General features: G+C 47.9%; 11 protein-coding genes and 1 tRNA gene. 6 read left to right on the top strand and 6 right to left on the bottom strand.

The window, feature by feature from the left end:
* Positions 1–24: 24 nt before the first annotated feature.
* A complete protein-coding gene (gene proS, locus CLV42_RS24615) occupies positions 25–1500 on the bottom strand; it encodes a proline--tRNA ligase (RefSeq protein WP_106604587.1) in 1476 nt (491 codons plus the stop codon).
* A 245-nt stretch (positions 1501–1745) separates the two neighbouring features.
* Between proS and CLV42_RS34200 the strand changes: the two genes are divergently transcribed.
* The 3 genes from CLV42_RS34200 (at position 1746) to CLV42_RS24630 (ending at position 6122) form a co-directional block, all read left to right on the top strand.
* Positions 1746–2777 (top strand): hypothetical protein, encoded by a 1032-nt coding sequence (locus CLV42_RS34200; RefSeq protein ID WP_211303529.1) that lies wholly within the window; start codon positions 1746–1748, stop codon positions 2775–2777.
* An 81-nt stretch (positions 2778–2858) separates the two neighbouring features.
* A complete protein-coding gene (locus CLV42_RS24625; RefSeq protein ID WP_106604588.1) occupies positions 2859–4448 on the top strand; it encodes an OmpP1/FadL family transporter in 1590 nt (529 codons plus the stop codon).
* 24 nt (positions 4449–4472) lie between these two features.
* Positions 4473–6122 carry a hypothetical protein gene (locus tag CLV42_RS24630; protein WP_106604589.1) on the top strand — a complete coding sequence of 550 codons (1650 nt, stop codon included), beginning with the start codon at positions 4473–4475 and terminating at the stop codon, positions 6120–6122.
* On the opposite strand, the gene miaA is transcribed toward CLV42_RS24630, so the two are convergent.
* From miaA to CLV42_RS24655, 5 genes are all read right to left on the bottom strand, one after another.
* Entirely contained in the window at positions 6112–7008 is an 897-nt protein-coding gene (gene miaA / locus CLV42_RS24635; protein WP_106604590.1) for a tRNA (adenosine(37)-N6)-dimethylallyltransferase MiaA, read from the bottom strand. The two genes, CLV42_RS24630 and miaA, sit on opposite strands and share 11 nt — an antisense overlap.
* Positions 7008–7583, bottom strand: a complete 576-nt coding sequence (locus CLV42_RS24640; RefSeq protein ID WP_106604591.1) for an IS1096 element passenger TnpR family protein — start codon at positions 7581–7583, stop codon at positions 7008–7010. The genes miaA and CLV42_RS24640 overlap by 1 nt, the downstream gene beginning before the upstream one ends.
* Before the next feature lie 124 nt (positions 7584–7707).
* Positions 7708–9141, bottom strand: coding sequence for a CCA tRNA nucleotidyltransferase (locus CLV42_RS24645; RefSeq protein WP_170117635.1), 1434 nt, complete (start codon positions 9139–9141; stop codon positions 7708–7710).
* A gap of 30 nt (positions 9142–9171) precedes the next feature.
* Positions 9172–9741 (bottom strand): L-threonylcarbamoyladenylate synthase, encoded by a 570-nt coding sequence (locus CLV42_RS24650; protein ID WP_106604593.1) that lies wholly within the window; start codon positions 9739–9741, stop codon positions 9172–9174.
* Between the two features lie 2 nt (positions 9742–9743).
* Positions 9744–10874 carry a glycosyltransferase family 4 protein gene (locus CLV42_RS24655; RefSeq protein ID WP_106604594.1) on the bottom strand — a complete coding sequence of 377 codons (1131 nt, stop codon included), beginning with the start codon at positions 10872–10874 and terminating at the stop codon, positions 9744–9746.
* 90 nt (positions 10875–10964) lie between these two features.
* Here CLV42_RS24655 and CLV42_RS24660 point away from each other — a divergent pair, with 90 nt between their 5' ends.
* From CLV42_RS24660 to CLV42_RS24670, 3 genes are all read left to right on the top strand, one after another.
* Positions 10965–11777 (top strand): 2,3,4,5-tetrahydropyridine-2,6-dicarboxylate N-succinyltransferase, encoded by an 813-nt coding sequence (locus CLV42_RS24660; RefSeq protein ID WP_106604595.1) that lies wholly within the window; start codon positions 10965–10967, stop codon positions 11775–11777.
* Between the two features lie 167 nt (positions 11778–11944).
* Complete coding sequence (locus CLV42_RS24665) at positions 11945–13081, top strand: glycoside hydrolase family 76 protein (RefSeq protein WP_106604605.1); 1137 nt, start codon at positions 11945–11947, stop codon at positions 13079–13081.
* A gap of 71 nt (positions 13082–13152) precedes the next feature.
* Positions 13153–13236: transfer RNA gene (locus CLV42_RS24670), tRNA-Leu, on the top strand.
* The last annotated feature ends 171 nt before the right edge of the window (positions 13237–13407 follow it).

A 13407-nucleotide genomic window follows, 5' to 3' on the forward strand; every position in this document is an offset into this window, starting at 1 on the left:
TGGCACTACCGGCAAATCTTATGATTAATATGCACGTGCAAATAATACCCTTTGCGTCGAAGGCTTGCCTGTAAGGATACAGGTACCTGCCTCTTGTTTGTTGTTTAAAGGTATGCAACGTATAGTTGCTTTGGTGCGTTCTTTGATTTTTTCTTCTGTATCAGTGGTGCCATCCCAGTGAGCATAAATGAATCCGCCTTTCTCTTCGAGCAGGCGTTCAAATTCTTCCATGGTATCAGCAGGCGTGATGTGCTCATCGCGGTAAGCCAGCGCCTTGTTGTACATCTGCTGTTGAATATCTTCCAGCAGTGTACCGATACGTGCAGCCAGGCCATCGAGTGGCAGGCTTTCCTTTGTTTTGGCGTCACGACGGGCTACCTCAGCCACGTTGTTCTCCAGGTCGCGGGCACCCAGTGCGATACGCACAGGTACGCCTTTCATTTCATATTCTGCAAATTTCCATCCCGGACGGGCGTTGTCATTATCGTCATATTTTACACGGATACCGGCTTTTTTCAGATCAGCCATGATCTCGTGTACTTTCGCGTCGATCTTTGCCTTCTGGTCATCACCTTTATAGATAGGCACTATCACCACCTGTAAAGGAGCGATACGTGGAGGCAGCACCAGACCATCGTCATCGCTGTGCGCCATTACCAGGGCACCGATCAGACGGGTGGATACGCCCCAGGAAGTAGCCCAGACATATTCCAGTTTGTTCTCCTTGTTCGAGAACTGTACATCAAAGGCCTTGGCGAAGTTTTGTCCCAGGAAGTGGGATGTACCAGCCTGCAGCGCTTTACCGTCCTGCATCAGCGCCTCGATACAGTAAGTGTCGATAGCACCCGCAAAACGCTCAGCAGGCGATTTAACCCCTCTTACTACCGGCATTGCCATATAGTTCTCAGCAAAGTCGGCATATACTTCCAGCATCTGCTCGGTCTCTGCAATCGCTTCTTCAGCCGTAGCATGCGCCGTATGACCCTCCTGCCAGAGGAATTCAGCCGTACGCAGGAACAGGCGGGTACGCATTTCCCAGCGTACTACGTTTGCCCACTGGTTGATCAGCAGCGGCAGGTCGCGGTAAGACTGGATCCAGTCTTTATATGTATTCCAGATGATCGTTTCGGAAGTAGGACGAACGATCAGTTCTTCCTCCAGTTTGGCGGTAGGGTCTACCACTACACCTTTACCGTTCGGATTCTTCATCAGGCGGTGGTGTGTTACAACGGCGCATTCTTTTGCGAACCCTTCGATATGATCTTCCTCTTTACTCAGGAAGCTTTTAGGAATGAATAAGGGGAAGTAAGCGTTCTGGTGTCCGGTGTCTTTGAATTTTTTGTCCAGCACATCTCTCATGCCTTCCCAAAGTGCAAAACCGTATGGCTTGATCACCATACATCCCTTCACCGCAGAATAATCTGCCAATCCTCCTTTCAGAACCAAATCATTATACCATTGTGAATAATCTTCAGAACGGGCTGTGATCTCTTTACTCATATAGTGTTGAAATATTTATAATCATGGCCGGTACATATATTTTAAAACAAATCTGAATTTGGCTTAATATTTGTACCAGATATATTACCAAAAGGTAAAATGTCACAAACCTACATGAAAATCAGAAACGTGCAAACAGTTTACTAAAATATTATGAGTGGCTAGATATTATTGTAGCATTAACCGTTCTTTACGTTAAAAATAGTGTAAATTTACTATAGAAATCAGGCTAAAAATTCCGACAAATGAAATCAATTCCTTACCTCGCTGCACTCGCGCTGTTTATCCTAAGCAGTTGTTCGTCAGCGTATAAAACCACACAAACCCCGGATGATGTGTACTACTCTCCGAGAGTTAAACCCACTTATGCTGCTGGCAATAATCAAAATAACGATAACGTTACTGCAACAGATGCTGACGGTGATGGGGGTACTTATGTTACTTACGACGATGAAGACCAGGGGGACTATTCTCGCCGTATAGACAGATTCAACAACAACTATAAAGGTTCCTACTACGATAATTATTCACCGAACATATATTCCGGTTATTCCGGTTACGGCAGCCCTTACTATGGTAGTCCGTACTACGGCAGCGGCTGGGGTATCAGCAGTTACTACGGTTACGGTGGAGGTTTCGGCTATGGTTGGGGTTCTCCTTACTACAGTTCTTTCTGGGGTCCATCTATCAGCATAGGTATAGGTTATGGCTGGGGTTACAATCCATGGTACAGTCCATGGTCATATAGCCCATGGTACTACAGCGGCTATTACGGTGGCTACTATGGCGGCGGATATTATCCTGGCTACTACGGTGGTCACGGTGGTTACTATGGTTACTCTTCCGTAGGACGCCGTACACGCGGCAGCTTCGGTACTTCTTATGGAGGCAGGGTAGTCGGTAATTCAACACCAAATCCTGGCGGACGTACCACCAGAACAGATTATATTCCTTCCAGAAGAGGCGGTACGGTTGATCCGGGCGGACGTGTTGTAGAACGTCCGACTACTGGTGGCAGAACTAACCCTGATGGTTATTACACACCAAGACGTGCATTTACACCTTCTTCCGGCGAACGCCCTGTAGGCAGCGATGGCGGTGGCCGCACCAGTGGTGGCTCTTACAATCCTCCTACCAGGTCTTTCCAGCCAGCACAGCAACCACAGCGCTCTTATACACCGGCTCCATCCTATACGCCAAGATCTAGCGGCGGCGGTGGTGGTTCCTTCGGTGGTGGCGGCGGCGGCGGTGGTCGCGCAGGCAGAACAAGGAACTAATATTAAAATGATTTGATCATTGATATCTAAGAAATGTACCCTGGTCAAAAGCCAGGGTATTTTTTAACCCTTAATTCTACTATGATGATTAAAAGAATGGTGTTCGCCCTGGCATTGACAGGAACCTGTATGTCCCTGCAGGCACAAACGATAGACGATGCTTTACGATTCAGCACGACATCACCTTCAGGTACAACAAGAGCACAATCAGTAGGCGGCGCTTTAGGTGCATTGGGAGGAGAAGCCTCTTCCCTGTATGTGAATCCCGCGGGCGTTGGCTTCTTCAGAACAAATGATTTTTCCTTTACGGTTGGTTTCCAGAATATTTCCAACACAGGCACCTACCTGAATACGAAGGGTGACGATAATAAGTTCATTCCCCTTATTTCCAATGTTACCCTGATCTTTGGTGGCAGAAGAAAAAGGCCGGACAGCAAATGGCAGAACTTCAGCTTCGGACTGGGGCTGAACCGTACACAGAACTATAACCAACGGATCTATTACACAGGCAATAATACCAGTTCCTCCCTTTCTCTGAATTATTACCTGGATGCAGAAGCGGCCGGCGTGACCAACCCTAATGAACAACTGGGGGGCAGTCAGACCATCGGCTCACTCGCCCATACTTCTGCCCTGGCCTATCAGACGGGACTGATTTCTCCTTATACGAACAGCAACAACCAGCCTGATGGCACCTTCTATTCTGCCGCACAGGCAAAGGACCGCAGCATCAATGTAAAACAGGAGAACATCGTTGACGCCAAAGGTGGTGCCTATGATGTGGCATTCGCTTTCGCGGCCAACTACGACGATAAGCTGTACCTCGGTGGTAGCCTGAATATTCCGACCATTACCTACAAAAATTCAAGGACATGGAAAGAAACCAACCAGAATACCGTTGCGACAGACCTGAACAACTTCGATGTAACCGAAAACCTCAGATCAGAAGGAACCGGTGTTAACCTGAAGATTGGCGGTATTTATAAACCTGTAAAGGCATTAAGCCTGGGCGCTGCCTTCCACTCTCCTTCCTGGATGAGCTTTACAGATACTTACAGAACAGATATGACCACCTCTACCAAGACCCTGGGCGTACGTTCCTTCTCTTCTACCGATACCAATAATGGTTTCGAAGATGAGTCCAAGTATACAGTAAGAACTCCCTGGAAAGGCATTCTGAGTGCGGCCTTCCTGTTCGCACCATCTGCTGATACCCGGAGACCGACAGGTTTCATCACCTTCGACTATGAATACATGGACTATGCTTCCATGAGAATGCGTTTAAAGAATGATAACAGCTTTGACAAGGAAGATTCTGACCTGCGTAATCAGGCTATCAAATCCACCTACCAGGGCGCATCCAATTTCCGTGTGGGCGGTGAATTAAAGCTGCATGTAATTGCGTTCAGACTGGGTTATTCCCTGTATGGCAGCCCTTATAAGAGCAGCACTATTGACGGCAAACGCGAGTACTTCAGCGGCGGTATCGGCTACAGGAACCGTGGTTTCTATATGGACCTGGGCCTGGTATATGGCAGCAATACCTACACCAGCCAGCCGTATGTACTGTCATCCAATGCTGATCCGGCTGATCACTATACCACACCGGCTCCGGCAAGTATCGACAGCAAACAGGCAAACATCAATGCTACTTTTGGCTGGAAATTCTAATCCGGTCAGTAAAACATATGTTATTTGAAAAGGGCGTTCGCTTACCGCGAACGCCCTTTTTATGAATGGATGAGGTATCCATCCATTTTTCTCTATTTTTGCGCCGTATTTACACCTATGACTTACAAACTGTCACTATTACTGGCTGTTGCCTTGGGGGCGATAGCCTGTCCTGCTAGGGCGCAGACTTTACAGGAGGTTTTAAAATTCAGCAGCGATATATCCGTCGGCTCTGCCCGCGGACAAGCAATCGGGGGTGCTACAGGGGCATTGGGAGGCGAAATAGCGGCGATCTATGTGAATCCTGCTGCCGCCGGTTTTTTCCAGAACACTGACCTGTCTTTTTCTCTTGGTTATCAGCATATTCGTAATACCGCCTATTACCTGGGCAATAAAGACAACTCAAAAAGGGCTGCCCTAAAGTTCGACAACTTCACCCTGCTGATACGTGGCAAGGAAAAAGAACGTCCACTGATATTAGCCATGGGTGTAAACAGGACCAATAACTTCCGGGACGATGTTTACTACCAGGGAAACAGTAACTCTTCCCAGTCACTCAACTATTTTATCCAGGCAGACGATGCCCATGTAAGCCATCCGGAGGCTTTATTATCTACCAGACAGGATGTTGCGATCCGGCATGCCGCCACGCTTGCCTACCAGACGGACCTGATCAGTCCCTACAGGGATGGCGATCAGTATAAGTTTACTTCCGCAGCGGAAGCGGACGACAACAGTGTACTGGTACATCAATCTCTGCACACTATTACGCATGGAGGCACTACTGAACTGGCCCTCGTCTTCGGGAAACAGCGCAGCGAAAAGCTGTATCTCGGGGGCAGCCTGAATTTTGACTTTATCAAACAGGGGCAGCAAAATATCTGGACGGAAACGAATATTAATCCGGTACATGCTGACCTGAATTATTTCAAGGTCACCCAGACAATTGCCACAAATGGCATCGGTGTTAATCTGAAACTCGGGGGTATCTATAAGCCGGTCCTTCCGCTCAACCTAGGACTTACCCTGCAGTCTCCCACCTGGTATGGCGTGAATAAGGAATACCAGACAGATATGCTGACGGATACCAAATCGGCTGGGGTAGTAACAGCATCTACTGTTTATATGGTCGATGACACCACCCAGATGGAGAAAGATAATCTTAACTATAGCCTCAGAACGCCCTGGAAGGCTACTGCCAGCGCCGTGCTGCTACTCAATACAGCAGGCAATACAAACAGTCCACATGGGCTTATCAGCGTCGATTATGAGCTGGATGACTATCGTTCCATGAAACTGAAGTATGGGAGTGCGGAGGATAACCGCTATACCAGTGAACTGGTAAAAGCTAACTACCGGACCACCGGCAACCTTCGTGCGGGTGCAGAACTGCGATATCTCTTTTATGCATTACGGCTTGGCTTTGCCCGTTATGGCAGCCCTTATAAGGACAGCAACATTGATGGTACCCGGACTTATTACAGCGGAGGTGTGGGCTACAAGGCGAACGATGGCTATTATATAGATCTTTCCTTAATTACGGGAGGGCATCAGCAGCGGCGGGAAGTGCCTTATGAGCTATTACCAAACAATTATGGTTATGTGAATCCGCCGGCAGTACAGATCAATAGTGCTACGACGAGAATGGCGCTAACCTGCGGAGTCAGGTTTTGATCAGCCCCTTTACTTCTTCGAGCAGGCCCTCACCGGCTTCAAACCATTTGAAATCGGTGTCTTTCCGGAACCAGGTCAATTGTCTTTTGGCATACTGGCGGGTATGGATAATGATCTGTTCAACAGCTTCGTCCCAGCTTAGTTTACCATCCAGGTAATCAAATACCTCTTTATATCCAACGGTCTGTAAGGCGTTATGATCGCGGTAGGGTAATACCGCCCTGACCTCTTCCAGCAATCCGTCGGCCACCATCTGGTGTACGCGGCGGGCAATATTAGCGTGCAGCTGTTCTTTCGGAAGGGTGATGGCTGTTTTGATGATATGGAAGTCCCGTTGTACGGTATTACCGGTTCGGAAGCTGGTAATAGACTGGCCGGTGGTATACAACACCTCCAGGGCCCTCATAAGGCGTTGCGGATTCTGGATCTCAGCAATGGCGTAAAAAGCGGGGTCTTTCTCCTGCACTTCCTGCTGTAGCCAAGCCAGGCCTTCCTTTTCGTAGCGGTCCTGAATAGCAGATCGGACTTCCGTGGGAGCGGCAGGGATATTGTCAATACCTTCGCAGAAAGCCTTGATATACAGTCCGGTACCTCCACACATCACGACTACGTCCCGGTCTTTCCAAACTTCGGCGGCATAGTCTAATGCCAGTCTTTCGTAAAGACCGGCATTTACTTCCTCCCTGATGGAATGGGAATTAATAAAATAGTGGGGAACAGCCTGCAGTTCCTGCGGACTGGGTTTTGCTGTACCTATACTTATTTCACGATAACACTGGCGGGAGTCTGCAGAGATAACGGCCGTATCAAAATGTTGTGCCACTTCTATTGCTTTCGCCGTTTTGCCCGCCGCCGTGGGACCTGCGATGATAATAACGGTCTTCACTAAAACATGTCTTCGTTGCTATTATCTTCACCTGCTTCTTCGTCGGAATCGTTGTTTTCCTCTTCTCCTTCTTCGCCGAAGCCATCTTCACTCATGCCTTCTTTATTGAGGTCATATTTCTCTTCCATTTCCACCAGTTTATCGCCTACGAGGCCTTTGGTACCGTACTGGCTGGGGGCTAATCCTTCTTTTCTGGTGCAGAAAGGATATGCTACTTTGGAGTTTTCATCTTTTGATACACCGATCAGTTCTACCAGGAATGTCCAGTTTTTCGCATAGTCATAAAGGTAAATGAACTTCTGATTGGGTGTTTTTACAGCTGCGGCAATAGGCGTGTCTTCCATTAACAGTGGTTCAACCTTACGTGCAGCGCCATCCTGTTCAAGAATGATCTCTCTGCCCCGTTGCCAGTTATCATTGCTACGGAAAAAAGTCGCTTTATGTTTATTGTCAAATTCGAATGACTGTAAAATAGTTTGATGAAATTGTAAAAATGTCTGGTCCGGTTTAATGGAAATATCCCTGTACACACTTTCATCTTCTTCCCAGTAAACTCTGAATTTCAAAACAGGCATGACAATAAAGGATTTTATTAATAATCTGGTATTTTCAGGATCTGGTCTGACACCTAAACAAAGATCACACCTGATCCTGAAAAAGGCAGTGTTAACATTAATTAACACTACTAAATTAACATTTTTATTTAACTGGTGTCAAATCCATCTCTTTGGCTTTTTCGAGAAGGAATGCGAAGGCGGCTTCGTAGGTATTGGGAATCACCCCATCCAGGATCGCCTCACGGATAGCATTTTTCAGATCTCCCACTGCCCTGGAAGGTGACAGACCGAAAGTTTCCATAATCAACTCTCCGGTAACAGGTGGTTGCCAGTTGCGGATACGGTCACTTTCTTCTACTTCTTTCAGGCGCTGGCGCACCAGTTCGAAGTTTTCAAGGTAACGTTTTACTTTCACTTTATTCTTGGAGGTGATATCGGCTTCACAGAGCATCATCAGGCCATCAATATCATCACCTGCATCGAATAGCAATCTGCGTATAGCAGAGTCGGTTATATTCTCTTTGGTAAGGCTGATGGGACGCAGATGCAGTTCCACCAGTTTCTTTACCAGCCGCATATTTTCGTGTAGCGGTAGTTTCAATTTGGTAAAGATACGGGGTACCATCTTCCCTCCCACCGCATCATGTCCGTGGAAAGTCCAGCCATGCCCCTGTTCAAAGCGTTTGGTGGCTGGTTTGCCGATATCATGCAGTAAGGCGGCCCAGCGCAGCCAGAGGTCTTTGGTATAGCGGGCGATATTATCCACCACCTGTAAGGTATGATAGAAATTATCTTTGTGCCCTTTCCCATCTACCGTTTCCACCCCTACCAGGTCTACCATCTGCGGCAGTATTATTTTCATAATACCGGCTTTATAGAGTAGGTCGAGGCCCACGGAAGGCACCGGCGACAACATGATCTTATTGAATTCGTCCGAGATACGCTCCTGTGAGATGATCTTAATACGCTCCGCATTTTCCTTAATTCCTCTGAAAGCTTCCTCAGAAATAGTGAATTGCAGTTGTGACGCAAAACGTATAGCCCTCATCATCCGAAGGGGGTCGTCTATAAAAGTCTGTGCAGGCTCCAGTGGTGTTCTGATGATCTTTGCCTCCAGGTCGGCAATACCGCCGAAGGGGTCTACCAGGCTGCCATAATCTTCCTCATTCAGGCTGATAGCCAGGGCGTTGATGGTGAAGTCGCGGCGTAGCTGGTCATCTTTGAGGGTGCCGGGTTGTACATCGGGATTCCGGGATTCCTGGCGGTAGCTTTCTTTTCTGGCGCCGACAAACTCGATTTCCAGGTCATTCCATTTCACCTGTGCGGTACCATAGGTTTTGAAGAAGCTAACTTTCGCATTATCAAAATATCCGGCCACCTTATGGGCAAGGGCGATACCGTCCCCTACGCATACGACGTCCATATCTTTGGTGCGCCTGTTCAGTATTTTATCCCGCACAAAGCCGCCGATCAGGTAGCAGGGCGTACCCAGTTCGTGGGCCGCTAAGGCTATCTGTTCCAACACTTTCCGTTCCTGCAGCGTACAGGGAATATCTATAGGCTTTCTGCTGATCATAAATGAGTAAAACGGCAAAAGTAAGTTTTTTTATCTGATCACCTGAACACTGCCATCTTTCAGGAGTTTAATAATACGGGAGGGCGTTGCCGGCGTTATATCATCCTGCCGGTAGTTAACAACATAGTCCACCCCTTCTTTTATTTTCGCGTCTACGTCTCTGAAGGAAGCCGGTGAGGGCTGTCCGCTGATATTCGCAGATGTAGACACCAGCGGCTTACGTAAGCGCTTGATAAGGTGACGGCAGAAGGTATCCTGCACGATCCGGATAGCAACGGTACCATCACTATTGATGACATTAGGAGCAAGGTCAAGCGCACCTTCGTAGATGACGGTGGTGGGGCGGTCGAACCCGGCGATCATCTCCGCAATATCCGGAGGGGTATGTGCCACATATTTCAGCAGATCGCGTACTTCTGCCAGCAGGATGACCAGGCTTTTTGCCTCCGGGCGCTGTTTGAGTGTAAATACTTTACTAACGGCCGCTTCGTCGGTCGCATCGCAGCCTATACCCCAGATGGTGTCTGTGGGATAGAGGATCAGTCCCCCGGTGCGTAATGCCTGCAGGGAAGCTGTTACATCATTTTCAAAATCAATCATAATTATAAACTTTCGTAGACCTTCATCATGGCTGCAGCACATCTTTCCCGGCTGAACAGTTGTGCGTGCGTCCATCCTTTTGTTCTCATATCTGCTGCGAATGATTTTTCGTTCAGTACACGTCTCATCGCATCTGCAATCGTGGCCGGCTGCAAGGGATTGATATACAGTGCTGCGTCGCCGGCTGTTTCTCCGAAGCAGGAACCTGAAGAGGTGATCACCGGAGTACGGCTCCAGAGTGCTTCCAGGATGGGAATACCAAAGCCCTCAAAGATAGAGGGATAGATCAGCGCTTCTGCTCCCTGGTATAATACTGGCACGTCTGTATCGGCTATCCTGGCCTTTTCATTCAGCCAGATGATCCGATCAGAAAGGTCGTGTTTTTGTGCAAATGCCTTTACTTTATTCTTGTAGCTACTACCGCCGCCGAGGATCACCAGGGGGAGGTCCACTTCTGCCTTCAGCAGCAGCATGGCCTGGAGGATGCCCATCAGGTTTTTTCTTTCAATGATGGAACCAACGTATAGGAAATAGGATGCCGGCAGCCCGTACTGTTCCTTCATTTGTCCGATACGTGTTTTATCGTGTGCCACCCCGAAGGATTCATCACAGCTCTGGTACACTACTTCTATTTTTTCTGCAGGCGTTTTATAAAACTGAATAAGATCCTGTTTGGTCTGTTCGCTGATGGCGATCACTTTGTCTGCGTGCTGGCAGGCGTATTTTGCCTTTCGGCGGTATGTTTGTACATCGATGGGATTGTATTGTCCGGGATAGCGCTCGAAAATCAGATCGTGCATGGTCACTACGCTCTTCACACTGCTTTTGTCAATGCCGAAGGGAATTTCATGACTGAGTCCGTGGTAAATATCGATGCCTTTTGCCTCCAGTTCCCCTACTACATATTTGCTTCTCCATGCACTGCGGAACCAGCGGTGCAGCCGTTTTTCCGGCAATACCGGCTGCATATTCGGATAGGCATCCGTTGTGTACATGTTTGTCAGCTTCGGCGCATAGAGAAAATAATCATGCTGCGGATAATACGTTGCCAGTGAGCTAATCAGCGTCCGGCTGTAATTTCCCAGTCCTGTGTTATTCTGATAGGCCCGTTTTGCGTCAAAAGCGATATTCATAGCGTCATTTAAAGGGCTGTAAAGGTACACAATCGCGCCCAGCTTGCAACTACTAACAGGTTTTCCTTATGTTTGTAAAAAATTTCAACGATGGAGCTAAAAGAACTAATAAAGGCGGCCTGGGAGAATCGCGCTTTATTGCAGGAATCACAGTACAGTGATGCAGTAAAATGTGTGATCGAAGCAGTAGACAAAGGCAAAAGCAGAGTGGCAGAACCTGGAGAGAACGGATGGGTAGTAAATGAATGGGTAAAACAGGCCATTTTAATGTACTTCTCAATTCAGCCAATGGAAACCATAGATCTCGGACCATTCGAGTTCTATGATAAAATGAAACTGAAGTCCCGCTACAAAGACCTGGGTGTACGTGTTGTACCTCATGCTATAGCCCGTTACGGCGCTTTTATTGGTAAAGGAGCTATCCTGATGCCATCTTACGTAAACATCGGCGCTTATGTTGACGAGGGCACCATGGTGGATACCTGGGCGACAGTAGGCTCCTGCGCGCAGATCGGTAAAAACGTTCACCTGAGCGGTGGCGTGGGTATCGGCGGCGTACTGGAACCCCTGCAGGCAGGTCCGGTGATCATCGAAGATGGTTGCTTCGTAGGCTCCCGCTGCATCGTGGTGGAAGGTGTGATCGTGGAAAAAGAGGCGGTACTGGGCGCTAACGTGGTACTGACCAAGAGCACCAAGATCATCGACGTAACTGGTCCTGAACCAGTGGAATACAAAGGCCGTGTACCAGCACGCAGCGTGGTGATTCCAGGTTCTTACACCAAGAAATTCCCTGCCGGCGAATACCAGGTTCCTTGTGCACTGATCATCGGTCAGCGTAAAGCATCTACTGACCTGAAAACCAGTCTGAACGACACACTGAGAGAATTCAATGTAGCTGTATAAGCCTGTATGCATATGTTTTTCAGAGCCGCTTCCGTGATGGGAGCGGCTTTTTTTTGTTGTCTGTAAGGATTTTTGTGTTCTCCGCTGTCCTGTTAATGTAGCAGATCGAAAACCCACGTTTCCACGAACCACGTTATAAAACCCTTCACTCATAAAAAATGAAAAACATGAGAATTCCACTGTTATTGCTTTTTATCCTTGCTATGACCAGCTGCGGGAAAAAAGACGTTCAAAAATTATCTCCTGCTGATGTTACTAAAGGCGTTGTTACCGCCAGTTCTGCACAGCCTACCCGTTCGGAAGCCCTGTTGGCGATGCAGTGCTATAACAATGCGTTTTACAATCAGTATGGCACTTATGGTCCTTCTTACAAGGCGTATTACTATTCAGACGTTACCCGTACGGGTAGAATGGATTTCTGGCGGCAGGCAGAGGCTATAGAGGCGCTGATAGACGCTTATACGGCCAATAATGACGCTGATTTGCGGAATAAGATGGTGTACCTGTACAATGGTATGCGGGACGCATATGGCCTCTTATGGAGCGCTAATATCTACAATGACGACGTCATTTGGGGTGCTTTGATGTGTATCCGCGCTTTTCAGATCACTAATGATGGTGGTATGAAGGATATGGCGAAAAACAACTTTGATATGGTCTGGAACCGCGCCTGGGATACGAACCTTGGCGGCGGTCTTTGGTGGACGACTGCCAACAACACCAAGAATGCCTGTGTGAATGCGCCTGCGGCTATCTGTGCGATGTACCTGTATCAGGCTACGGGGGATGTGAGCTACCGGGATAAAGCCAAAATGATTATCGACTGGATGGTGAGTAAACTGTATACTTCCAGCTCCGGCGAGGTGAAAGGTGCGATGAATGCCGCGGGTACGATTACAGAAGGTGCCCGCACTTATACCCAGGGTACTTTTATCGGTGCTTGTAGTATGCTGCATAGCTCCTACCCTTCCGGGAATTACAAATCTATGGCCGCTAAAGCAATGGACTACACGAAGGCGAATATGTGCAACTCCCAGGGCCTGCTGCCGGATGAATATGACTGTGATGACTGCCAGGGGTTTAAGGCCATCTTCGCACGATGGGCTTGTAAGTTCGTTCGCGATCAGGGCTTGCAGAGTACTTATGGCGCGTGGTTGAACTACAATGCCGCCGAAGCCTGGGCTTATCGTAACTCCAATGGCTTGATGTGGGGCCAATGGTGGCGCCGGACACCGGATAATTACGTCAATTCTTTTGAGACCACTTGTGGTGTGGCGATGATGAATGGGGTGTGGTTGTTTTAAAGTTTTTTAAGAAAAATTTGGAAGTTTGAATGAAATGTCTACCTTTGCACTCCCTGACACGGAAAACAGTTGCCCAGATGGCGAAATTGGTAGACGCACTGTGTTCAGGTCGCAGCGCTCGCAAGGGTGTGCTGGTTCGAATCCAGTTCTGGGCACTAAGAAGGCTTGTAAGTCATTGATTTACAGGCCTTTTTTTTTATTTAGGCATGTCAATATTTCACGGATTTTAACGGATCAAGGCCAAAAGTTGTGGAGTAAGTTGTAGATCAAGCATATAATTTGGTTAATCGGAATAAAAAGAATTCGATGCATTTTACCCCTCTAAA

Origin of the sequence: Chitinophaga ginsengisoli (genome assembly GCF_003014595.1) — a bacterium.
Lineage (GTDB): Bacteria > Bacteroidota > Bacteroidia > Chitinophagales > Chitinophagaceae > Chitinophaga > Chitinophaga ginsengisoli.

Bases quoted from the DNA above. Each gene is read 5' to 3' on its own strand.
- proS (WP_106604587.1), bottom strand. From the start codon at position 1,500: ATGAGTAAAGAGATCACAGCCCGTTCTGAAGATTATTCACAATGGTAT.
- CLV42_RS34200 (WP_211303529.1), top strand. From the start codon at position 1,746: ATGAAATCAATTCCTTACCTCGCTGCACTCGCGCTGTTTATCCTAAGC.
- CLV42_RS24625 (WP_106604588.1), top strand. From the start codon at position 2,859: ATGATGATTAAAAGAATGGTGTTCGCCCTGGCATTGACAGGAACCTGT.
- CLV42_RS24640 (WP_106604591.1), bottom strand. From the start codon at position 7,583: ATGCCTGTTTTGAAATTCAGAGTTTACTGGGAAGAAGATGAAAGTGTG.
- CLV42_RS24645 (WP_170117635.1), bottom strand. From the start codon at position 9,141: ATGATCAGCAGAAAGCCTATAGATATTCCCTGTACGCTGCAGGAACGG.
- CLV42_RS24650 (WP_106604593.1), bottom strand. From the start codon at position 9,741: ATGATTGATTTTGAAAATGATGTAACAGCTTCCCTGCAGGCATTACGC.
- CLV42_RS24655 (WP_106604594.1), bottom strand. From the start codon at position 10,874: ATGAATATCGCTTTTGACGCAAAACGGGCCTATCAGAATAACACAGGA.
- CLV42_RS24660 (WP_106604595.1), top strand. From the start codon at position 10,965: ATGGAGCTAAAAGAACTAATAAAGGCGGCCTGGGAGAATCGCGCTTTA.
- CLV42_RS24665 (WP_106604605.1), top strand. From the start codon at position 11,945: ATGAGAATTCCACTGTTATTGCTTTTTATCCTTGCTATGACCAGCTGC.